At 66.9% G+C, this 21,829-nt stretch carries 21 protein-coding genes; 16 read left to right on the top strand and 5 right to left on the bottom strand.

The window, feature by feature from the left end; all coding sequences use genetic code 11:
- Window positions 1-97: 97 nt before the first annotated feature.
- Window positions 98-1,063: an oxygenase MpaB family protein gene (locus MOM01_RS20295; protein ID WP_241387247.1), complete on the bottom strand. Its 966-nt coding sequence runs from the start codon at window positions 1,061-1,063 to the stop codon at window positions 98-100.
- Window positions 1,064-1,067: 4 nt separating this feature from the next.
- Window positions 1,068-2,603, bottom strand: coding sequence for an aldehyde dehydrogenase family protein (locus MOM01_RS20290; protein WP_241387246.1), 1,536 nt, complete (start codon window positions 2,601-2,603; stop codon window positions 1,068-1,070).
- A 130-nt stretch (window positions 2,604-2,733) separates the two neighbouring features.
- Here MOM01_RS20290 and MOM01_RS20285 point away from each other — a divergent pair, with 130 nt between their 5' ends.
- A complete protein-coding gene (locus MOM01_RS20285) occupies window positions 2,734-3,483 on the top strand; it encodes a GntR family transcriptional regulator (protein ID WP_241387245.1) in 750 nt (249 codons plus the stop codon).
- 80 nt (window positions 3,484-3,563) lie between these two features.
- Window positions 3,564-4,445, top strand: a complete 882-nt coding sequence (locus MOM01_RS20280; protein WP_241387244.1) for an oxygenase MpaB family protein — start codon at window positions 3,564-3,566, stop codon at window positions 4,443-4,445.
- A 66-nt stretch (window positions 4,446-4,511) separates the two neighbouring features.
- Here MOM01_RS20280 and MOM01_RS20275 read toward each other — a convergent pair whose 3' ends face one another.
- The 3 genes from MOM01_RS20275 to MOM01_RS20265 are packed head-to-tail and all read right to left on the bottom strand — an operon-like array spanning window position 4,512 to window position 7,398.
- A complete protein-coding gene (locus MOM01_RS20275) occupies window positions 4,512-4,988 on the bottom strand; it encodes a DUF4334 domain-containing protein (protein ID WP_241387243.1) in 477 nt (158 codons plus the stop codon).
- Between the two features lie 8 nt (window positions 4,989-4,996).
- Window positions 4,997-6,109, bottom strand: a complete 1,113-nt coding sequence (locus tag MOM01_RS20270; RefSeq protein ID WP_241387242.1) for an NAD(P)-dependent alcohol dehydrogenase — start codon at window positions 6,107-6,109, stop codon at window positions 4,997-4,999.
- Window positions 6,106-7,398, bottom strand: coding sequence for a TetR/AcrR family transcriptional regulator (locus tag MOM01_RS20265; protein ID WP_241387241.1), 1,293 nt, complete (start codon window positions 7,396-7,398; stop codon window positions 6,106-6,108). Before MOM01_RS20265 ends, MOM01_RS20270 begins: the two co-directional genes overlap by 4 nt.
- Window positions 7,399-7,652: 254 nt before the next feature.
- On the opposite strand from MOM01_RS20265, the gene MOM01_RS20260 reads away from it, so the two are divergent.
- The 14 genes from MOM01_RS20260 to MOM01_RS20195 all read left to right on the top strand — a co-directional run.
- Window positions 7,653-8,642 (top strand): NAD(P)H-dependent flavin oxidoreductase, encoded by a 990-nt coding sequence (locus MOM01_RS20260; protein WP_308197019.1) that lies wholly within the window; start codon window positions 7,653-7,655, stop codon window positions 8,640-8,642.
- The gene (locus tag MOM01_RS20255; protein WP_241387240.1) at window positions 8,639-9,418 is read left to right on the top strand and encodes an enoyl-CoA hydratase; all 780 of its coding nucleotides are present in this window, start codon (window positions 8,639-8,641) and stop codon (window positions 9,416-9,418) included. Before MOM01_RS20260 ends, MOM01_RS20255 begins: the two co-directional genes overlap by 4 nt.
- Before the next feature lie 293 nt (window positions 9,419-9,711).
- A complete protein-coding gene (gene fadD5 / locus MOM01_RS20250) occupies window positions 9,712-11,310 on the top strand; it encodes a fatty-acid--CoA ligase FadD5 (protein ID WP_241387239.1) in 1,599 nt (532 codons plus the stop codon).
- Between the two features lie 62 nt (window positions 11,311-11,372).
- Entirely contained in the window at window positions 11,373-12,182 is an 810-nt protein-coding gene (locus MOM01_RS20245) for an MlaE family ABC transporter permease (RefSeq protein ID WP_220666915.1), read from the top strand.
- Window positions 12,182-13,045 (top strand): MlaE family ABC transporter permease, encoded by an 864-nt coding sequence (locus MOM01_RS20240; RefSeq protein ID WP_241387238.1) that lies wholly within the window; start codon window positions 12,182-12,184, stop codon window positions 13,043-13,045. Before MOM01_RS20245 ends, MOM01_RS20240 begins: the two co-directional genes overlap by 1 nt.
- A gap of 53 nt (window positions 13,046-13,098) precedes the next feature.
- Entirely contained in the window at window positions 13,099-14,331 is a 1,233-nt protein-coding gene (locus MOM01_RS20235; protein ID WP_241387237.1) for an MCE family protein, read from the top strand.
- Window positions 14,328-15,350, top strand: coding sequence for an MCE family protein (locus tag MOM01_RS20230; RefSeq protein WP_241387236.1), 1,023 nt, complete (start codon window positions 14,328-14,330; stop codon window positions 15,348-15,350). The genes MOM01_RS20235 and MOM01_RS20230 overlap by 4 nt, the downstream gene beginning before the upstream one ends.
- Window positions 15,347-16,384 (top strand): MCE family protein, encoded by a 1,038-nt coding sequence (locus tag MOM01_RS20225; protein ID WP_241387235.1) that lies wholly within the window; start codon window positions 15,347-15,349, stop codon window positions 16,382-16,384. Before MOM01_RS20230 ends, MOM01_RS20225 begins: the two co-directional genes overlap by 4 nt.
- Complete coding sequence (locus MOM01_RS20220) at window positions 16,381-17,496, top strand: MCE family protein (protein ID WP_241387234.1); 1,116 nt, start codon at window positions 16,381-16,383, stop codon at window positions 17,494-17,496. Before MOM01_RS20225 ends, MOM01_RS20220 begins: the two co-directional genes overlap by 4 nt.
- Entirely contained in the window at window positions 17,493-18,560 is a 1,068-nt protein-coding gene (locus MOM01_RS20215; protein WP_241387233.1) for an MCE family protein, read from the top strand. The genes MOM01_RS20220 and MOM01_RS20215 overlap by 4 nt, the downstream gene beginning before the upstream one ends.
- Complete coding sequence (locus MOM01_RS20210; protein WP_241387232.1) at window positions 18,557-19,768, top strand: MlaD family protein; 1,212 nt, start codon at window positions 18,557-18,559, stop codon at window positions 19,766-19,768. Before MOM01_RS20215 ends, MOM01_RS20210 begins: the two co-directional genes overlap by 4 nt.
- Entirely contained in the window at window positions 19,765-20,334 is a 570-nt protein-coding gene (locus tag MOM01_RS20205; protein WP_241387231.1) for a hypothetical protein, read from the top strand. The genes MOM01_RS20210 and MOM01_RS20205 overlap by 4 nt, the downstream gene beginning before the upstream one ends.
- Before the next feature lie 80 nt (window positions 20,335-20,414).
- Complete coding sequence (locus MOM01_RS20200) at window positions 20,415-21,320, top strand: LLM class F420-dependent oxidoreductase (RefSeq protein WP_220666911.1); 906 nt, start codon at window positions 20,415-20,417, stop codon at window positions 21,318-21,320.
- A gap of 11 nt (window positions 21,321-21,331) precedes the next feature.
- On the top strand, window positions 21,332-21,829 hold a 498-nt coding region (locus tag MOM01_RS20195), incomplete at its 3' end, for an SDR family NAD(P)-dependent oxidoreductase (RefSeq protein WP_241387230.1).

Raw genomic sequence — 21,829 nt, 5'->3', positions numbered from 1 at the left:
GGTACTCCGCCGCCGCGACAGTTCCGGCCCCGCGCCCCGGTCGTGAACCGGAGTGCGGGGCCGAATCTCCTGTCCCCCCAGGTATCGGGTGCGGTCGTCAGTGCTCCACACCGAGATCGCTCGGACGGTATCCGAGGGGGTAACCCGGATACGTCCGATTCGTCGCGTTACCGGCCGAGAGCGACACCCGCCGCTTCGGCAGGCGCCGCACGAAGGCGGACCGTGCTCGCAGCGCCCCCTCGGTGATCGCCGTCATCTGCGGCGAACTCTTGGGGAAACCGAACGCCGAGGCCATACGGTCGTCGATGAGTGCGAAGACGACCTTCTCGATGCCCCTGCTCAGCACCTGCGGATACCACGACTGGAACAGTCTCAGCGTGTAGGTGCCGATCGCGTGGTTGTCGTCGGTGTAGGTGAACTTCTCGCGCTCGTACTCGAGCTTGAAGCGATGGAACTCCTGGAACGACTCCGGGATGTCCTTGATGCCCATGCGGATACCGACCTGGCGATAGAAGTGGAACGACGCCAGCCGCTCGTTCGGGTGCAGGCGGCGCCAGCCGTAACGGTCGATCCAGTCGAGCGGGTCGTAGATGAAGGTCGACAGCACGTACAGCATGTCGTCGTTGTCGATCGAGTACTTGCCGTGCATCCGGTTGATGGTGCGCAGCGACTCCCGGCCGCGTTCGGCGTCGTATCCGTGCTCGACGAGTTCGGCCATGAGCAGCGCGGTGTCGTCGTACCGCTTCTGCGGCCGCTTCTCGAACTCCCCGGTACGGGCCAGCAACTCCGAGACGGTCGGGACGCAGTACGTGCGGAAGAGTGCGAACTCGAGCGATCGCTGGTAGTCCCACGGGAACTCGTAACCGGCGGTGATGCGCACGATGTCCTGGTGCTGCGTGACCGGGTCGAGCTCTTCGATGACCTTGACCCAGCCCATCCGGCCCCGTTTCGGGCGCGGATCCCGGTTCGGGGGAGGGAACGAGGCGGCCTTCTCGACACGTGCCTCGGGAGCGGCGACGACGGCCGGCTTGCGGCTGCGGATGCGCGGGGGAGTGGTCGTCATCGCGTCACCTTCCGTGCATGTACTTGAGCATGAGCTGCGAGATCTTCAGGTCGCGCTCCGGACGTTCGAGGCTCATGAGCTTGAGCGGCGAGCTGAACTTGGCGACGGTGACGGACTTGGGCCGGCTGAACTCGCGCAGGCCGTCGGCGCCGTGGATCCGGCCGAAGCCGGACTCTCCGATGCCACCGAACGGCAGTGACGCGATGGCGGCGAAGCCGAGCACCGAGTTGACCGACACCATGCCGTTGCGCAGACGCTCCGCGAGCTGACGGCCCTTCTTCTTGTCGCGCGTGAAGATCGACGCACCGAGCCCGTAGGTGGTGCCGTTGGCGCGTTCGACGGCCTCGTCGAGATCGCGGACCCTGTTGACGACGACCGTCGGGCCGAAGGTCTCCTCGCACACCGCGCTCGAGGTCTCGGGCACATCGGTGAGGATCACGGGTTCGATGACCCGCTCCTGCACCGACTCGATCCCGCCGAGCACGGCCGTGCCACCGGAGGCGAGCGCGTCCTCGATGTGGCTGCGCACGATGTCGACCTGACGGGGGAGCGTCATGGGGCCGTAGGCCGAGTTCTCGTCGCCGCCCGGTTCGGCGCGCCGGACGGTCGCGGTGAGCTTGTCGAGGAACTCGCGGTAGACCGGATCCTCGACGTAGATGCGTTCGACACCCGCGCAGGTCTGGCCGGCGTTGCCGAAGGCGCCGAAGGCGGCGAACTCGACGGCTTCGTCGATGTTCGCGTCGGCCGCGACGATCATCGCGTCCTTGCCGCCGCACTCGGCGACGAGCGGGGTGAGCGACTCGGCGCACACCGCCATGACCTTGCGGGCGGTGGGGCCGGAACCGGTGAACGCGACCTTGTCGACGCCCGAGCGGACGAGCGCGGCACCCGTCTCGCCCAGGCCGGTGATCACCTGGAAGACGGGCTGGGTGGGAGCGATCGAATTCCACTTGTCCTCGAGCCACTTCGCGACACCCGGAGTGAGTTCGCTCGGCTTGAACACGACGGCGTTGCCGGCTGCGAGGGAGTAGGCGATCGACCCCATCGGGGTGTAGACCGGGTAGTTCCAGGGGCCGATCACGCCGATGACGCCGAGCGGCTTGTATTCGAGGGTGGCGGCCTGATTGAAGCTCGCGATGCCCGAGGGGACCTTTCGCGGCTTGAGAACCTTCTTCGCGTTCTTGGCGGCCCAGTCGAGATGCTCGACGGCGAGCATCACTTCGAGGAAGGCGTCGCCGAAGGGCTTGCCGGTCTCCTTGGACACCACCGATGCGAGCGAGGTGGCATCGGATGCGATGGCTTTCTTGAACTCGAGCAGCCACTCGCGGCGACCGCGGAACTCCTGCGCCTCCCACCACCGAGCGGCGACGCGGGCCCGCTCGACGGCAGCACGCACGGCTGCTTCGTCGGCGATCGGATACTCGGCGATCACCTCCCCGTTGCGGGGATCGAGGCTGGCGAAGGTGTCGCTGGTCGCCGCCACGGATGCCTTGTCCGAGGGCTTCTTCGCCTTCTTCGGACTGGTGAGGTTCTGGGTCATGTTCGACACTTCCTGGTGGACCACATCACATATATTTGATGTGATAACTGTAGTGGACATCACATTAGGCGCTCGCGGGTCGATTGGACAACCCCCGTGCGCAGTTGTCCGGATTCCTACAGGAGACACGATGGCGGCACCGACACACACCCCGGGGATCGCGACGGATCGTGCTGCGGCACCCCGACGTTCGGAAGGCCCGATGCGGCGCCGTCCGCAGCTTTCCGACGAGGTGGCAGGCCATCTTCGCGCGTCGATCATGTCCGGTGCGTTGCGTCCCGGGGATTTCATCCGGCTCGACGAGACCGCCGTCGAGCTCGGCGTGAGCGTCACTCCCGTGCGGGAGGCCTTGCTGACGCTGCGCGGTGAAGGAATGGTGGAATCCGCTCCGAACCGGGGGTATCGCGTCTCGCCGCTCACACGCGGCGACATCGACGACATCTTCTGGCTGCAGGGGCAGATCGCCGTCGAGCTCGCGCTCCGGGCGGTCGATCGGGCCACGCCGGCCGATCTCGCACGGCTCACCGAGCTCAACGAGCGGCTGCGCATGCTCGTCGTCCTCCCGGGCGGGGTGACGCCCGACGTCGAACGGATCGCCGATGCGGAGTTCGACTTCCATCGCGAACTCAACCGCGTGGCCGACAGTCCGAAACTGGCGTGGTTCCTCAACACCGCCTCGCGCACGATTCCGTATCGTCTCTACGCCCGCGACGTGGAATGGGGCACGCTGGCCGTTCGGTCGCACACGAAATTGATCGAGGCGATCGGTGCGCAGGACCACTGCGAGGTGATCTCGCAGACGCTCGTCCAGTTCGAGGACGCTGCCGCACGCCTGGTCGCCCATCGGAAGAAGACCGGCGCCGACCTCCCGGAGGGATAGGCACTTGCCTATCTGAGTACGGGTGTGCACAATTCGAAGGACAGTGCTGCATCCGTACTTTCACCGTCAGGAGATCTCCCATGACGACCCACGCCGAAGACCTCGCATCGAGCGCCGCCGCGCCCGACTCGGGTGCCGAGCTCGAGGAGCGCGACCCGGGCGTCGCGGTGTCCTCTGCGGCAGGATCGGTCGACCTGGCCGATTTCGTCGGTGAGTCGATGCTCCTGCTCGGCGCCGGCGCGACCGTGCTCCTGCAACTCGCCTCCCCCGGCGTGGGGCACGGCGTCGCCGATCACAGCACCACACTCCAGCGTCCCCTGGACCGGCTGCGCACCACGATGACCTACGTCTACGCCGTCACCCTCGGTACCCCGGAGGAGAAGAAGCAGATCGTCCGGATGGTCAACAAAGCGCACGTCCCGGTGCGTTCCGAGACCTACAACGCCTTCGATCCCGAGCTCCAATTGTGGGTCGCGGCAACGCTGTACCGCAACGGCGTCGAGATGTACCAGCGGATGTTCGGGCCGCTCACCGATGCCGACATCGAACGGCTCTACCACCAGTCCGCCGTCTACGGCAATGCCCTGCAGGTCAAGGAGGACATGTGGCCCCGCACGCGTGAGGAGTTCGACGAGTACTGGGACGAGATGATCTCGACCTTCGAGGTCGACGCCGAGGTGCGTTCCTTCACGCGCAACCTGCTCACCGGCGGCGATTCCCCACTGCCCGTCCGGGCGCTCATGCCCTTGCAGCGCTTCATGACCATCGGCCTACTCCCGCAGCGCATGCGCGACGAGTTCGCCCTGCCCTGGACCCCACGCGACCAGCGCCGGTTCGACCTGTTCTGGAAGGTCGTGCCGCCGATCTACCGCGCGGTCCCCAAGCCGATCCGTCAGCTCTCGGCCACCTATTACCTGCGCGACATGCGTCGCCGGATGAAGGCGCACGGGCGAGTCATCTGACGCCCCACGCACGACGACGTGGCCGGATCCGAGGTCCGGCCACGTCCGTGTCCTGCGCCGATCCGATCACACGGCGGTGTCTCGTTCGAGACCGAACCAGTAATGCTCACCGCCGTCGAACACCAACGGACCCTTGCCGTTCATCACCCCGATCACGGTGTTGTCTTCGACCTTCTTGAAATGGTCGAAGACGGGCATTCCGTCGTAGACCATCGTCGCCGTCACCTCGCCGCGGAAGACGACCTCCCACAGACTCGCCTCGCCCCTGCCGGTCTTCTTGTCGGAGAACAGTTGTCCGTCCTCGTCGTAGCACACGAGCGGCTGCACCTCGGACGCGGAGACGAAAGTCTTCCCGTACCAGCGGGACTTGCCGAGCAGGTCGTGGGTCCGGTGGCCGGTGTCGAAACTGAATCCGCGCCACCGGTATCCGACGAGGTCCTCGATGCGGGCAGGAGTGAGCCGGTCCCAGAGGGAATCGAGCTCACGAGGATCGATCCGATCGGTACGAGCACGCAGGTCCGAGAGTCGCTGGACGATGTCCATGTGTTCCCCTAGATGTCGAAGGTGAGTACTGCCTTGACGACCTCGCCGGAGGTGACGGCCGACAGGGCGTCGTCGAGTTTCGTGAAGTCGAAGGTCTGCACGAGTTCGTCGACGGGAAAACGCCCGTCGCGCCACAGTGCAGCCAGTTCGGGAAGGAACCGCTGGGGATCGGCGTCGCCCTCGATGACCCCGGTCAGGGTGCGACCGGACAGCAGATGGGTCTGGTCGACGGAGACGGGATTACGACCGGCCCTCAAGCCGAGCGTGGCACACACTCCGGGGCTGGCGAGAGCCGACAGCGCTTGCCGGATGACGGCTTCGGTGCCCACGGACTCGACGGCGTAGTCGGCACCACCGCCCGTGAGCCGGCGTACGCGGCGTCCGATGTCCTGCTCGTCGTGAGGCGAGAGCACTTCGGTGGCACCCAGTCTCCGCGCGAGGTCGTGCCTGCGCGGGTTGGGGTCGACGCCGACGACGGTCGCGCACTCGGCGATACGCGCCGCCATGATCGCCGCCATCCCCACGGCGCCGAGCCCGAATACGACGACGGACGAACCGGATTCGGGCCGCAGTACCCGCAGTACGGTTCCGGCGCCTGTCGCGATACCGCACCCCAGCGGACCCGCGATCGTCACCGGAACGTCCGCCGGTAACCGCACGGCATTGCGTTCGGTGGCTACGACCAGCGACGAGAACGACGACTGCCCGAACCAGTTGCCGTGCACCGGAGCACCGGCGGCATCGCGGAGGACGGTCGTCCCATCGTTCCGCACACCGCCGTAGTTGAGCGGGGCGAAATGTGTGCAGTAGGCGTGTCGGCCCCGTGCGCAGTTGCGGCACGTCCGGCACGAATCGAACCCCAGAACGACCCGATCCCCGACCGCGAGATCCGTCACGGCCGAACCGACTTCGTCGACCACTCCGGCACCTTCGTGACCGAGCACAGCAGGAGTGGGAATGGGAACACCTCCCGCCGCGGCGGTGAGATCGGTGTGACAGATACCCACCCCGTGGATTCGCACGAGCACTTCGTCGTCGCGCAGTTCGGGGACGGTCACCTTTTCGAGGCGCAGGGGGGAGCCGTACTCGCGGAGTACCGCCGCGGTGGCGGTGCGTGTCATCGCGTCTGCCCCTGCGCTCCGGCCTCTCCGAGCAGCACCGCGAGCATCAGTTGCTGCATCCGGCGTTGCCGGGACTCGGTGGGCAGGAAGCGCAGGAGACTTCCCGTGTCGAGGACGAGGTTGAGGGCGCCGTGGACGAGGAAACGACATTCGACGGCGGACAGTTCGGGCCGCAATTCGCCGACGAGGCGGGCCCACTCCTCGATGTTGAGTCGCTGGATGTTCCGCAGATCGCTGCGGTGGTGCGCGGGAAGATTGCCGACCTCCGCGAAATAGACCGACATCAGTTCACTGTGCTCGAACGACAGACGCACGTAGACGTCGGTGAGAACGTCGAGAGCCTGCGCCGGGGTGGTCGATTCGGCGAGTGCCTCCGCGACGATCATCGCGACGCGATCGCCGGCCCGGTGGAAGGCGGCCGCGAGCAGGTCGGCCTTGCTCGGGAAGTGCCGATAGACACCGGAGGCGTTGATACCTGCTGCCGCGCCGATCTCCTCGATGCTCACCTCGTGATAGCCGCGTGCATCGAACAGGAGGACGGCTTCGTGGAGCAGGACCTCGCGTTTGTTCGCCACCGGTAGGCCCCGTCGTTCGGGGAGCTGTGTGGGCTCGCCGACGTCGGGTACGAGTTCGGTCGCCGCGACCGCCCGGCACGCCTCGAGCAGCAACTGCTGCAGGCGCCGGTTGGACAGTGGCGCCCGGTGGGTCGTGATCGATCCGATGACGCTGAGCATCGCACTGCTCAGGAGCACGTAGTCGGCGTCGGCGAGGTCGGGGCGCAACCGGGCGAGAGTGCGGGCGAGATGACGGTTCAGTGCCTTCATCTTCGTGCGGATCTCGCCGCGGTCCTCGTCGGTGAGATAGCGACGTTCCCAGCGGTACAACCCGCCCGTACGGCGGTTGTCGATCGTGGTGCGAACGAGGGCGAGCAGTTTGCGGTCGAGTTCCCCGGCAGGATCGAGCGGTGCCCTCCCGCCGCTGCCCTCGCCCTGCACACCGTGCTCGTCGAACTCGGCCAAAGCGCTTCCGAGAGCATCGGCCAGGGTGACCACGGCGTGGTGGAACAGTGCGTACTTGTTCGGGAAGTGCCGGTAGAGGGCCGGGCCCGAGATACCGACGGCCGTGGCGATCTCGTCGATGCTCACACCGTGGTAGCCGCGTTCGCTGAAGGCCTCGGCCGCGACCGCGGCGATCTGCGCCTTGCGGTTCTTCGGCCGGCGCCGCACGGCGGGGGCAGGGGACTCGGTTCTCGTGACCGTTCGAGCCCCGACCTGCGCTTGTTCGGGCACCGTGCCTCCTCGTCCTGGGTCCTGCCGCGGGTCGTGATGTCGCAGCGGATGTTCGTCGGACTCAAAGGTAACAGCCGCACCCTCCGTGCAGAAACACTACTTTCGAGTAAGAAAGGGTAAAACTGCAGGACAGAACGTATTGACAAACCAGGACCCAGCCAGCAAAGTTAACACCAATTCTTCAACCGCGTCACCGCTGATCACATGCGGAACCGTCTCGACGGCGGCACTTTTCGAAGGACCCAGGAGGACTCGTGAGAACCCGATTCACCGAGATGTTCGGGGTGGAGCATCCCATCGTCCAGGGCGGCATGATGTGGGTCGGCCGAGCCGAACTCGTGGCCGCCGTGGCCGAGGCGGGGGCGCTCGGCTTCATCACCGCACTGACCCAGCCCACGCCGGAGGATCTCGTACGCGAGATCGAGCGGACCCGCGAACTCACCGACAAGCCGTTCGGTGTCAACCTCACGATCCTGCCCTCGATCAATCCTCCGCCGTACGCCGAGTACCGTCAGGCGATCGTCGACTCCGGCGTGAAGATCGTCGAGACCGCCGGGTTCAACCCGGCCGACCACCTCCCGCATTTCAAGGACGCCGGTATCAAGGTGATCCACAAGTGCACGAGTGTGCGTCACGCGGTCAAGGCCGAACGGATCGGGGTCGACGCGGTGAGCATCGACGGATTCGAGTGTGCAGGGCATCCGGGAGAGGACGATGTTCCGGGCCTGATCCTGATCCCCGCTGCGACGAGCAAACTCACGATCCCGGTCATCGCCTCGGGTGGCATCGCGGATTCCAGGGGGCTCGTCGCGGCGCTCGCCCTCGGGGCCGAGGGAGTGAACATGGGTACACGCTTCATGTGCACCGTCGAATCGCCCGTGGCGCAGGAGGTCAAGGAACAGATCGTTCGCAATACCGAACTCGATACCGAGCTCATCTTCCGCACGCTGCGCAACACCGCGCGCGTCGCCTCCAACGCGGTCAGCGAAGAGGTCGTCGACATCGAGTCGCGCGGAGCCGAATTCGGCGACATCGCGCACCTCGTCGCCGGCGCTCGAGGACGCAAGGTGTTCGAGGACGGCGACATCGACGCCGGCATCTGGACGGCCGGGCAGAGCCAGGGGCTGATCCACGACATCCCGACCGTCGCGGACCTCGTCGAACGCATGGTCACCGAGGCCGAGGCCGTCATCACCGGCCGCCTGAACGACATCGTCGGTGCCGACCGGACGGTGCGGGCATGACCGCGAGTACGACGGAGAGTCTGCGCTCCGAACTCTCGGACGGCATTCTGCGGCTGACCATCACACGGCCGAGGCGGATGAACGCCATCGACCTGTCGACGATGAAGGCTCTCGACGACGCGGTGAAGAAAGCCGGGGAGGACGATCGCGTCCGCACGATCGTCGTCACCGGTGAGGGATCTGCCTTCTGCACGGGCGCGGATCTGGCCGCGGGAGCGGCGGACCCTCGGGATCCCGGTGTCGTGATGGACACCGCCAACGACCTGGTGCGCACCATTGCGTCCGTCCCGGTGCCCGTGATCGCTGCCGTCAACGGCCCTGCGGCGGGTGTCGGTGTCTCGATCGCGCTCGCCGCCGACCTGACATATGCGGCCGAGAGTGCCTATTTCCTGCTGGCCTTCGTGAACATCGGACTCATGCCCGACGGGGGAGCGAGTCTTCTCGTGCCCGCGGCGATCGGCCGGGCTCGGGCGGCCGAGATGGCACTGCTCGGCGAACGTGTCTCCGCTGCCGATGCCGACCGCTTCGGATTGGTGGCGCGCACACTGCCCGATGCGGAACTCGCCGCGCACGTCGACGCGATCGCGGCGCGAACCGCGGCCGGCCCGCGACGTGCACTGGAGTTGACGAAGCGTGCCCTCAACGCCTCGACGCTGGCCGCACTCGACGCCGCGCTCGCGCGCGAGAAGGAAGGCCAGGTCGAACTTCTCGGCTCACCGGACTTCGCGGAGGGTGCCATGGCGATGCTCGAGAAACGCCCCGCCCGTTTCGCCTGAGGGCGGCCTCCGCCGGGATTGACAATGCACTTCCCGGGCGGGAGCCGATGCCCGGCCCTGTCGCCGGAGCATGCGCTCCCGTCCGGTGAATTCCATGCTCGAGCACCATTTACGGCGCTCGCCGACGCATCGACGTCTCGTGACCACGCCGTGACGATCTGATGCGCGAATCGCGGAATCTTCGTTAACAAAACCTCTGGCCTAAACCTACCCGGGCCTGTAATGTGCCTCACACATCGACGGCTCGGCACCGGCCGTGTCCGCACTCCTGCCCCGTCACGAGAGGATCATCGATGGTTCCCCCCTCTGTCGTTTCCGAAGCGGTCGGTAACGAAGCCGCCCGCTTCCGTAGCAACAACTGGAACAATCAGCTGGCTCGTCACGCCCTGATGATTCCCGAGCGCACGGCATTCCGGTTCCGCGGTGAGAGCATCACCTGGTCGCAGCTGGACACGCGTGTCGAGAAGCTCGCAGATGCGCTCTCGCGCCGTGGTATCGGCTTCGGCGACCGCGTGATCATCCTGATGCTCAACCGGCCCGAGTACATCGAGATCGTGCTCGCCGCCAATGCCCTCGGCGCGATCGCGGTGCCGGTGAACTTCCGTCTCACGGCACCCGAAGTGGCGTTCCTCGTGTCGGATTCCGGCGCGAAGGCGATCGTCGCGGAGGGCCCTCTCGTTCCGCTCGCCGATGCCGCGCGTGCCCAGGCCGAGGGGCTCGAACTCTCCATCACGGTCGGGGTCGATCCGCAGGGCGACTCCCTCGCGTACGAGGCGCTCGTCGCCGAAGAGGGCGAACCGCACCCGCATGCGCCGATCCCGAACGACACCCCGGCCCTCATCATGTACACCTCCGGCACGACGGGCCGGCCCAAGGGCGCAGTGCTCACCCATTCCAACCTGGAAGCCCAATCGCTCACCTGTATCCGCGCCTTCCGGTTGTTCGACGAATCCGGCATCGGTTTCTGTGCGTCGCCGATGTTCCACATCGCGGCCCTCGGCTCGATCGCCCCGAGCCTGATGCTCGGTACGCCCACGGTGATCCATCCGGTCGGTGCGTTCGATCCGAACGAACTGCTCGACGTCCTCGAAGCCGAGAACGTCACCAGTCTGTTCCTCGTCCCGGTGCAGTGGCAGGCGATGTGCGCGGCACAGCAGGCGAATCCCCGGAAACTGAAGCTGCGCAACATCTCCTGGGGAGCCGCTCCGAGCTCGGACACCATCCTGCAGGCCATGGCGGAGACCTTCCCCGACGCCTTCAACGTGGCGGTCTTCGGGCAGACCGAGATGTCGCCCATCACATGCGTTCTCGACGGTGACGACGCCATCCGCAAGCTCGGTTCCGTGGGCCGGGTCATCCCCACCATCCAAGCGCGCGTCGTCGACGACGAGATGAACGACGTCGCACCCGGTGAGGTCGGCGAGATCGTCTATCGAGGCCCCACGATGATGCGCGAGTACTGGAACAACCCCACGGCCACGAGCGAGGCGTTCTACGGCGGGTGGTTCCACTCCGGCGACCTCGTGCGCGTCGACGACGAAGGTTTCGTCTACGTCGTGGACCGCAAGAAGGACATGATCATCTCGGGTGGAGAGAACATCTACTGCGCCGAGGTCGAGAACGTGCTCTTCGGACATTCCAAGGTGCTCGAAGCCGCGGTCATCGGCCGCCCGGACTCGAAGTGGGGCGAGGTGCCCGTCGCCGTCGTCGCGCTGAAGCCCGGCCACGACGACCTCAGCATCGAGGAACTGCAGCCCTATCTGAACGAGCACCTCGCTCGGTACAAGCATCCCAAGGAAATCGTGATCGTCGAGGCCCTGCCGCGCAACGCCAGCGGCAAGGTCGTCAAGGGTGAGCTCCGCGGCGGTCTGCCTGCCGTCACTCAGGGCTGATCTCGCGCGCAACATCGCGCGATGGGGACCGGACCGGGGCAATCGCGTAGGAGGGGTGGCCGGTGACGTTCGAACTGCCCAAGGCGAAAGGGCCGGTACACGACCTGGCCATCCAGGTCGGCGCACTCGTCGGCTTCTCTCTCGAAACCCTCGTGGCCGCGGTCCGGGTCCTCGTCCGGCGTCGCCTGTCACTGGGCGAGACGATCACTCAGGCGCTGTTCATCGCAAAGGTGTGCAGCGGACCGGCCCTGCTGCTCATGCTGCCCGTCGGTGTGCTGATCGCGGTGTCGGTCGGCTCACTGGCGGGCCAGCTCGGCGCGGGCGCCTATTCCGGGGCGATCGTCTCGTTCGTCGTCGTCGGGCAGGCTGCGGCGCTGGTGTGTGCGCTCATGCTCGCCGGGGTCGGCGGATCGGCGATCTGCGCCGATCTCGGCTCACGGACGATCCGTGAGGAGATCGAGGCGATGGAGGTGATGGGACTCGACGTCATCGAGCGGCTCGTCGTCCCGCGCCTGCTCGCCTCGGTTCTCGTCTCGCTCATGCTGTGTTCGCTGGTGACCCTCGTCGGTGTCACCGCGTGCTATCTCTACGAGATCTACCTGAACGACGGTTCGGGGGGTGCGTTCCTGCGGACGCTCGGCGAATACGGGCGCTTGTCCGATTTCGCCACCGCCATGGTCAAATCCGCGTGCTTCGGCATCACCTCCGCGCTCATCGCGTCCTTCAAGGGACTGCACGCGAAGGGAGGACCGAGCGGCGTCGCCGATGCCGTCAACGAAGGTGTGGTGCTCGCGTTCGTCATGGTCTTCGTCGTCAATACCGTGCTGTCCCAGCTCTACACGGTCATGGTTCCGGCGGTCGGTACGTACTGATGATCTCCTACACCACTTTCGAACGTGCGCGCTCGGCCACTCGCAGGCCGGTCGCCGCCACCGTCGACGGCTTCGCGGCGATCGGCCGCCACGTCGTCTTCGGATGCAAGGCGATCGCCGGCGTCCCCACCGCCCTCCGACGGTATTTCAAGCACGTCATGTTCCACATCGGTGACGTGAGTTTCGGCTACGCCTCTCTGCTCGCCGGCGGCGGAACGATCGGCATCGTGTTCGCGATGTCCGCCGTCGCGGCGATGATGGTCGGCGTCGAGACCCAGCGCGGACTCGAACTGATCGGCATGACATCGCTGTCGGGCATGCTCTCGGCCATCGCCAACACCCGCGAACTCGCTCCCGTCGTCGCCTCCATCGCTCTCGCCGCCAAAGTGGGAACCGGCTTCACCGCTCAGCTCGGCGCGATGCGCATCTCCGACGAGATCGACGCACTCGACGCGATGGCGGTGCGCTCCATCCCGTTCCTCGCGAGCACGCGGCTCGTCGCCTCCGCGGTGTGCGTGATCCCGATCTACATGGTCGGCCTGCTCGCCTCGTACGTGGCCACACGTCTGATCGTCGTGAACTTCCAGGGCAACTCGGCCGGAACGTACGACTACTACTTCCATCTCGCGCTCTCGCCGTCGGATCTGTGGTACTCGCTCACGAAGGCCGTGGTGTTCGCCATGATCGTCGCGGTCGTCCACTGCTCCTACGGTTTCTACGCCTCCGGCGGACCCGAGGGGGTGGGGCGTGCAGCCGGACGAGCGCTGCGGACGAGCATTCTCGCGATCGGTGTCACCGACGTCGTACTGACCTTCGCCCTGTGGGGGCTCGTCCCGACCATCCCGGGGGTCGGCTTGTCATGACCGCCGGCTACCAGCAACCACCGCCCGTGGCCTCCCGGACGAGGCCGGGGCGCGTGAACCGTGCGGCCGGTCCCGGTCGCGCCACTCTCGCGGTGATCGGTCTGATCTCGACCGTGGTCATCGTCGTCTCCGGTGCCCTGCTCGTGGCCTCCGGATCCGACATGCTCTCGCGCGATCCGGAGATCACCGCGAATCTGCCCGCCTCCGCGGGGCTGATCTACGGTGCCGCCGGTGTGCAGTATCAGGGTGTCCACGTCGGAAGCATGTCCGCCATGGACGCGGGCGTCACCGCCTCGCGGGTGACGATGAAACTCGACCCCGAGGCGCTCGCCGAGATTCCCGCCGCGGTGAGTGTGCGGGTCGTGCCCCGCACACTGTTCGGGGACGTCTTCCTCGAACTCGTGCCGCCGGAGAATCCCGAATACGGTCCCAGGCTCGCGGCAGGTACCGAGATCCCTGCCGACACCTCGGCCGAAGCAGCTCAACTCGCGAATCTCTACTACCGGGCCGCCGATCTCATGGAACAGTTGCGGCCCGAACAACTCGCGGTCGCTCTCGACGCGATGAGCCAGGCACTGCAAGGACGTGGCGCCGCTCTCGGCGAGACCATCGACCGGATCGCCGTGTTGTCGGAAGATCTGGGGCCGCTCGTCGATGCCGGCATCGCCGCTGCACCCCAGGTTGCCGCTGTCACCGAGTCGATGTCCGCGGCCACCGACGACGTCATCGCCGTGATGCGCAACGCATCCGAACTGTCGCAGATCGCGCTCGGCAACGAGGACGGTATCCGCCGTCTGCTGACGGGCGGGGCGTCGCTCGGGCAGCAGAGCGCAGACCTGTTCGCCGCCAACACCGGAAACATCATCTCGGTGGTCCGCAACGGTGCTCCGGTTCTCGGTGCGTTCGCAGCCGACACCCCCGGTCTCGACGACACCCTGCGGTATCTGTCGATCTTCGGCGATGCGGGCGGGCGCGTCTTCCAGACGGGGCATTTCGACATCACCGCCGCGGTGGACTTCTCCGATCCCATGCCGTACACCTCGGCGGACTGTCCTCGCTACGGGCCGTTGGCCGGGTCCAACTGCGGTGATCCGGTACGGACCTCGCCCGCGACCGGCGGGCGGATCGTCGCTGCGAACGCCGAGCGCGGTCCGCTCGGCTTTCTCGAGCAGATCGCCAGGGGAGCGGATCCGGACGATCCGGCATCGCGGGATGCCGGCCCGTCGACCGCCGCCTCGACCCTGCTCGCACCGTTCGTCCGTGGAGCGGAGGTGAGTATTCCGTGAGGGCACCGACGTGGCCGGCCCTGCGTTTGACGGCGTTCTGTGTCCTCGGTGTGCTGGCGGCGGTCGTCGTCGGCAACACTCTCGACCGGCCGGTACGTGGGGCGACGCGCGAGTACGCGGCCGAGTTCACCGATGTGGAAGGTTTGACTCCGGGCAGTGACGTGACGCTCGCGGGTGTGCGCGTCGGGCGGGTCGCCGATGTGCGTTTCCAGCCGCAGGACGACGGAACCTCCCGCGCCCGTGTCGAATTCGAGATCGAATCGGTCCACGCGCTGACCACCGACGTGACCGCGAAGATCAACTACGGCGACATGATCGGAGTGCGCTACGTCGCTCTCCGCCTGCCGGAGAACTCGGCCGGGCGTGCGCTCGAGGAGGGGGCGACGATTCCGGTCGAGCGGACGCAGCCACCGGTGGATCTCACCGCTCTCGTGAACGGATTCAAGCCGCTGTTCGAGGCGATGGACCCGGCCCGGGTCAACTCCCTCGCCCTCTCCGTTGTCGACGCCTTCCAGGGGCAGGGAGGCACGCTCGAATCGCTTCTGCTGCACGTCGCTGCAGTGAGCACCGACATCGTCGACCAGGAGCAGGTGTTCAACGAGGTCATCGCGAATCTCGAACAACTCGCCACGGTCGTCGACCGGCGGAACGAGGACGTCGCGTCGCTGATCTCCGGGCTGGGTGTCGTGAGCGAAGCCCTCGCAGGCGATTCCGCCAGGCTGGCGACACTGGTCGACCGGGGTGCTTCGTCGGTCCGTGCGACCGCCGCGCTCATGTCCGGGGGTGCCGCGCCGCTCGGAACCGCGGTTTCCGACCTGCGCACGATGACCGATGCGTGGATCCCGCAGACCGACCACTTCGACCGGGCGATGGCGAATCTGCCGCAGTTGGCCGACAGCATCAACCGGGTCGGCGATTACGGTGGCTGGCTCAACCTCTACATGTGCAACTTCACCGTCATGGCCGATGGTTTCGAGGCGAATCTCTTCGGTTCGGCGTACACGGAGGTGTGCAAGTGAACGTCGTGCGGAAATCGAAGGATGCGGTCGCGGCGATCTTCTCGGGACGCCACGACCGCAATGCCGATCCGATCGCGCTCGGCATCGTCGGCATGGTGCTCGTCGCGGTGATCATGCTCGTCGCGGTCTCCCTTCCGCGAGTGAGTTATCTGATCCGTACCGGCTCGTACACAGCAGAGTTCGCGAACGCCGCCGGATTGGCGCCGAACGATCCGGTCTATGTCGCCGGTGTTCCGGCCGGACGCGTCGAGACCATGGAACTCGCCGGCGACCGCGTTCTCGTGAAGTTCCGGGTCGACCGGGGGCAGGATCTCGGCGACCGCACCGCCGCGGAAGTCAAGCTCAGGACGATCCTCGGCAAGCGGTATCTGTCCGTCACCCCGGCAGGCGCGGGTGAACTCACGGACGATCGCATTCCCCTGTCCCGCACCACGGTTCCGTACAGTCTCGACGAGCTGACGACCGACGCCCAGCGGATCGCGGAGGGCCTCGACGTCGACGCGCTCGAGGCCATGATGAAGACCCTTACCGAGACGATGCCGACGAATTCCGAGCAGGTCTCCGACGCCCTCGCCGGTGTCGAGGCCACCTCCCGGATGATCGTCCGCAACGACGAGCGGATCACCTCGCTGCTCCGGTCGGCGAAGTCGCTGAGTTCGATCGTCGGTGAGCAGAGCGAGGATGTTGCCCGGCTGGTGGGCAACAGTACGGCGGTCGTGTCGATCCTCGCGGCCCGGAAGGAAGCGCTCGTACTGCTCGTCGACGACCTGCGGCAGTTGCTCACCACGGCGGAGAGTTTCCTCGCCGACAACTCGGCCGACATCGACGCCCTGCTCGTGAATCTCGAATCGGTGACGGGAACGCTCGAGGACAATGCCGCCAACATCGACCAGGTGCTCGCGAAGTTCCCGGCGGCCCTGCGGGCAGCGGCCGACGCATCCGGTAACGGCAACTGGGTCGATGTGCACGCACCGGCCGGCCCGCTCCCCGACAACTTCCTGTGCTCCGTCGGAGTGATGGAGGGGTGCAATTGAGTACCACCGCGAAGACCTGGACCATCCGTGGATTCGTGATCGTCGTCGTGCTCGCGCTCTGCGCGGCCGGGCTCTGGTACGTGGTGGGCCCGGACCGCACTCGCACGATCGTGGCGCAGTTCGCGTCGGTCAACGGCATCTATCCCGGCAGCAGCGTCGCGGTGCTCGGTATGCCGGTGGGCACGGTCGAGGAGGTGAAACCCGCCGGTCGCGTCGTCGAGGTACGCATGAGCATTCCTCGCGACATCGTCCTGCCGGCGGAAGTGTCGGCCTTCGTGATGAATCCGTCCGTCATCAGCGACCGTTTCGTCGAGCTCGGGCCGGCCTACCGGGAGGGACCGACCTTCGAGGACGGTCACGTCATCCCCGTCGAACGTAGTCACGCCCCGATCAACTGGGACGAGCTGCTCGAGAACGTCGATGTGCTGGCCACCGCACTCGGTCCGGAGGGCGGGGAGATCGGCCGCACGCTGGAGGTCGCCGCCGACGCGACCGACGGGATGGGCGAGGAGATGAATCGTGCCATCACAGCACTGAGCCAGGCCACCTCGGTGGTGGGCGTGAAGTCCGAGGACATCGGGCAGGTCGTCGACGATCTCGCCGTCGCCCTGGCAGCGATCGAGTCCCGCGAAGGCGACCTGTCCGAACTCGTCCGGGGAATGGGGGAACTCGGGGAAGAACTGCAGCGGCAGAATCTCGACGTCGCCGGGCCGGTCGATCAGCTCGCGGCGATCCTCGACCGGCTCGACGTTCTGCTCGCCGACCGCGGAGGCGACATCGACCGGATCATGGCGAACGCCCGCACACTGACCGACACCTTCGCCGCGCACGAGGTGGGCTTCGCCGAGATCTTCGATGTTCTGCCGCTCACCGCACAGAACATCGACAACGCGATCGGCGAGAACGGACGTGCCCGGATCCGTCTGAGCGTGTCGACACAGATCGGCCAGTTCCCCCGGGCGCGAGAACTGTGCGAACGCGAGCCACTGCCGCTGTGTACGGGAGCGGGATTCACCAATCCGATCACGGTGCCCTTCGACCTGGCCGACCCGTTGCAGGATCTCGTTCCGGAATCGCTCGACCGGGCGCTGAATCAGGGAGGGACGCGGTGACTGCGCCCGCCCGTCTGCGTGCGGCCACTCTCTTGACCTGCCTCGCGGCACTGACGAGTGGGTGCGGCCTGAGCCTGCAGGAACTACCGCTCGGCCGCAGTGGCCCCGGCGACACCTACGAGGTGACGGCGGTCTTCGACAGTGCCGACCGGATCGATCCCGGCGCCGAGGTGCGGGCGGGCCAGGCCGTCGTCGGCCGGGTGCGTTCGCTGAGCACCGACGGCGGTCGCGCCTATGTCCGGCTGAGCATGTCGGCCGCCGTGCAGTTCCCCGAGAACGTCGGCGCATCGGTCCGGTTGCCGTCGGCGCTCGGCAGTCCGTTCGTCCGGATCGACCTGCCCGAGGATCCCTCGCCGGGGCTGTTGACGGATGGCGACAGTATCGAGCGGACGGAAGTCGGCCCCGACGTCGAGACCACCTTCGCGATGCTCGGACAGATCGTCAACGGCAGTGGGCTCGACCAGATGCGCACCATCACCACCGAACTCGACGACGCCTTCGGAGGGCGCGGCGAGAAGATCCGCGATATGCTCGTCCGCTTGGACACCACCATGGCGTTGGCCGACGAGAACAGCGAGAGCTTCGAACGGACGCTCGCCGCAGCCGATTCCGTCACCGAGAGGCTGGCACAGCAGCAGGAGGTGCTCGACCGCAGCATCGTCGACAGTGCCCGGATGGTGGAACTGCTCGCGGCGCAGCAGCAGGATCTCGCAACACTGGTCGCGAGCACGGCCACAGTGGTCGAGTCGGTCGACACCGTGATGGCCGAACAGCAGTCGGCCATCGGTGGCAGCATCGACGATCTCGCGCAGATCACCGCCGGCATCAGGGATTTCAACAACACCGTGGAAGCGGCTCTGGTGAACGTGAACAAGTTCGTGGACGGCTTCAACAGGTCGGTGCGCGGCGACTATCTGCTGTTCGACGGTGCGCTCGACATCCCCGGCGCCATCGATCTGCTCCTCACCGGCGGGATGCCGCTCGACGGCGGCCCTCCGGTCGAGTTGCCGCAGGCCGACGTCGCGGCCGGCCTCGCCGAACTCCTTCTCGGAGGTGTGCGATGAAGCGCGCCGTGCTCGTCCAGGTGATCGTCTTCGTCGCCCTCGGCATCGTCACCACCGTGGTCGGTGTCCGGTACGTGCTCGGGCCGCAGAGCCTCGGCGGCGCGACCCACCTGCACGCTCACCTCGAGGATGCACGGGGTATCGGATCCGGCACCTCGGTGACCTACCGCGGTGTCCAGGTGGGAGAGGTCGCTTCACTGTCGGTCGCCCCTGGCGGGCGGGGATCCGACGCCGTCCTCTCCATCGATCCGGGGGTGCAGATCCCTGCGGGGAGCACCGGGCGGGTCGTCACCGCGACGGCGATCGGCATCCTGAGCGTCGACATCGAACCCGATACCGACCAGGGGCCGTTCCTCGGCGACGGCGACGCGCTGCTCGTCCCGGCCGAGGACCAGGGGTTGCGCCTCGATCAGTTGCTCGTCGACATGACGGCGCTCGTGGAGAGCCTGGACGCGGAGTCGATCGTGACTCTCGGCGAGACGTGGGGAACGGCGCTGGACGGCACCGGACCGGAACTGCAGGCACTGCTCGAGAATGCCGACGCGCTCTCGCGCATGGTGGCCGATCGTGCCCCGGCCATCGCGTCCCTGCTCGACGAGGGTCTCGGTCTCGTCGATGCGATGGCCGACAACGCGGGCACCTTCCCGGGATCGATGCGGGCGGTGCGAGACGTCTCCGACCAACTGGTGGGCAGCAGGGATTCGCTCGTCTACCTGGTGGACCGGTCACCCGAGGCGCTCGCGCGGACCGAGGAACTGTTCGCCGCGACGCGCGACGACTTCGGCGTCCTGCTGACGAATCTCGTCACGGTCGGGGAGGTGATCGGACCTCGCGCCCCGTCGCTGAGTGCCGGACTCGACGCGCTGCCCGCGGCGATGAAGGACCTGACCAGCGTCGTCGAAGGGGATCGCGGCAACTTCGCACTCGTCGCCACGCAGGGGCCGGTCTGCTACTACGACACGCAGCGCCGCATGATCGGCGACGAGAGTCCTCGCGAGGCGAATCTGTCGCTCTACTGCCCACCCGGTGAGGACGTCGGTCAGCGCGGTGCGTACACGGCGCCGAGACCGGACGCGACGGGACTGGCGAACTACACCACTCCGGGCAAGGTCACCGGTCCGGACATGGCCGACGATCCCCTGCTCATCCCGACCGGAGTGGAAGCGTTGAACTATTGGCAGAAGCTGTTGGAAGGACTGGGCGGATGACACCCACCGATGTGCCGACCGAGAACGATGCCGAGGAGACCGACGCCGGTTCGGCAGGCTCTCCACCGGAGGTCCCCCGGGATGCGCCGGCTCGTGGGGGCGCGGCCGGGTGGATCACCCTCGCGGTGATCGCGATACTGCTCGCCGCCACCGCGTTCTTCGGCTTCCGGTGGTGGCAGGCCGAGCAGGACGCCGCGCTGCGGGAGGAGGCCGTCGCCGAGGCGCGTGAATACGCCGTCGTCCTCGGGACATACGACTATCGTTCCTTCGACGACAATCTCGCCGCGGTGACCGCGAACTCCACCGAGGAGTTCGCCGCCAGATACGACAGTGTGGCCGGCGACCTGCGCGGACTCGTCGAGAACGGTGAGGGTACGTCGACGGCGCGAGCGGATCATGCCGGGCTCGAGAGTTTCGACGGCGAGGTCGCCACGGTGCTGGTCTTCCTCGACCAGGACGTGAAGAACGTCGTGGTACCGGAAGGGCGTACCGACGCCACCCGCTTCCTCATCACCCTGAAGCGGATCGACGGCCGCTGGTTGCTCGACGGAGCCGACGCGCGCTGATCCTCGAAGATCGGCGTTGCACATCTCGAGAATCAGACTATCTTTTTCGGAAAGTCTTATTGTCGCGAGAGGTTCTTCGAATGACGTTGCGGTTCATCTTCCACTACCCGGAGATCAACGGGCCCGAGGGTGACGTGCTCGATCCCGGGCCCGTCCGGGATGTGGCCGTCGCCGCCGAGAAAGCGGGATTCGACGCGTTCGCGTTCAGCGAGCATCCTGCGCCCGGTGCCCGATGGCTCTCGGCCGGAGGGCACCAGACCCTCGACCCGTTCGTCGCACTCGGATATGTCGCCGGGGCGACCGAGCGGCTGCGTCTGCTGACCTACCTGGCGGTCGCGCCCTACCGGAATCCGATGCTCCTCGCCAAGGCTGCGGCCAGCCTGGACAAGCTCTCGGGCGGGCGTTTCACGCTCGGTCTCGGAGTGGGTTACCAGAAGAGCGAGTTCCACGCGCTCGGCGTCGATTTCGACGAACGCAACGCCCTCTTCGACGAAGCGCTCGACGTGCTTCCGCTCCATTGGCGCGGTGAGCCTTTCGATTACCGGGGCCGCCACTTCAGTGCCCGCGACATCATCGCCCGGCCTCGGCCGGTGCAGGATCCGATACCCATCTGGATCGGCGGGAATTCGAAGCTCACGCGGCGGCGGGTCGCACAGCGTGCGCAGGGATGGATGCCGATGTCGGGAGGCGGGCAACTCAGTGCCACCGCTCGTACCCGCACGCTCGGCCCCCTCGAAGAACTGGGGGAGCAGATCGCCGACGTCCGATCCGGCGCACTCGCTGCGGGCCGCACGGACCGGATCGACGTCGTGTATTCCTACGGCACCGAACTCATGTCGTCGACCGCAGGACCCGACCGGCACCGCGAGGTGTTCGCCGAGCTGGAGAAGGCCGGGGTCGACTGGGTGTCCGTCTCGTGCCGTATCGAGGGCCTGTCGGCCACAGTCGATTTCCTCGAGTCGTTCGGCTCGACCTATCTGTCGTGAAGGAGCCCGCAATGGGGTGGTTCGAGGAACGCGCGGGGCTCGCCGGGGCGGTTGCCGTGATCACGGGTGGCGCAGGTGGGCTCGGGGAGTCGATCGTCCGGGACCTCGCGGCCAACGGCGTGCGCCCGGCCGTTCTGGATATCGACGCGGATGCCGCCGAAGCGCTCCGCTCCGATCTCGCCGCCGCGGGAACCGAGTGTCTCGTGCACTGCGGCGACGTCCGCGATCCTGCCGTCCTGGCCGGCCTGTTCGACGCGGTGGACGAACGGTGGGGACGCGTCGACATCCTGGTGAACATCGTCGGCGGCACCTTCCGGTCGCCCTTCGTCGACACCTCGCCGAAAGGCTGGGATGCCCTCGTGCGTACCAACCTGTCCCACGTGCTGCAGGCGTGCTCGCTCGCAGTTCCCCGGATGCGGGAGGGCGGACGCGGCGGGAGCATCGTGAACATCACGACGATCGAGGCGCACTGGGCGGATTCAACCGGTCGTCGCAACACCCCTGACCAG

The organism is Rhodococcus sp. CH91 (genome assembly GCF_022554085.1).
Taxonomy (GTDB): Bacteria; Actinomycetota; Actinomycetes; order Mycobacteriales; family Mycobacteriaceae; genus Rhodococcus.
Note: the sequence above shows the minus strand (reverse complement) of the source record. Positions and strands in the feature narration are given on the sequence as shown.

Excerpts from the sequence above, each read along its gene's own strand:
- MOM01_RS20290 (WP_241387246.1), bottom strand. The coding sequence starts at position 2,603 with ATGACCCAGAACCTCACCAGTCCGAAGAAGGCGAAGAAGCCCTCGGAC.
- MOM01_RS20280 (WP_241387244.1), top strand. The coding sequence starts at position 3,564 with ATGACGACCCACGCCGAAGACCTCGCATCGAGCGCCGCCGCGCCCGAC.
- MOM01_RS20270 (WP_241387242.1), bottom strand. The coding sequence starts at position 6,109 with ATGACACGCACCGCCACCGCGGCGGTACTCCGCGAGTACGGCTCCCCC.
- MOM01_RS20240 (WP_241387238.1), top strand. The coding sequence starts at position 12,182 with ATGATCTCCTACACCACTTTCGAACGTGCGCGCTCGGCCACTCGCAGG.
- fadD5 (WP_241387239.1), top strand. The coding sequence starts at position 9,712 with ATGGTTCCCCCCTCTGTCGTTTCCGAAGCGGTCGGTAACGAAGCCGCC.
- MOM01_RS20205 (WP_241387231.1), top strand. The coding sequence starts at position 19,765 with ATGACACCCACCGATGTGCCGACCGAGAACGATGCCGAGGAGACCGAC.
- MOM01_RS20295 (WP_241387247.1), bottom strand. The coding sequence starts at position 1,063 with ATGACGACCACTCCCCCGCGCATCCGCAGCCGCAAGCCGGCCGTCGTC.
- MOM01_RS20210 (WP_241387232.1), top strand. The coding sequence starts at position 18,557 with ATGAAGCGCGCCGTGCTCGTCCAGGTGATCGTCTTCGTCGCCCTCGGC.
- MOM01_RS20275 (WP_241387243.1), bottom strand. The coding sequence starts at position 4,988 with ATGGACATCGTCCAGCGACTCTCGGACCTGCGTGCTCGTACCGATCGG.
- MOM01_RS20200 (WP_220666911.1), top strand. The coding sequence starts at position 20,415 with ATGACGTTGCGGTTCATCTTCCACTACCCGGAGATCAACGGGCCCGAG.
- MOM01_RS20285 (WP_241387245.1), top strand. The coding sequence starts at position 2,734 with ATGGCGGCACCGACACACACCCCGGGGATCGCGACGGATCGTGCTGCG.
- MOM01_RS20255 (WP_241387240.1), top strand. The coding sequence starts at position 8,639 with ATGACCGCGAGTACGACGGAGAGTCTGCGCTCCGAACTCTCGGACGGC.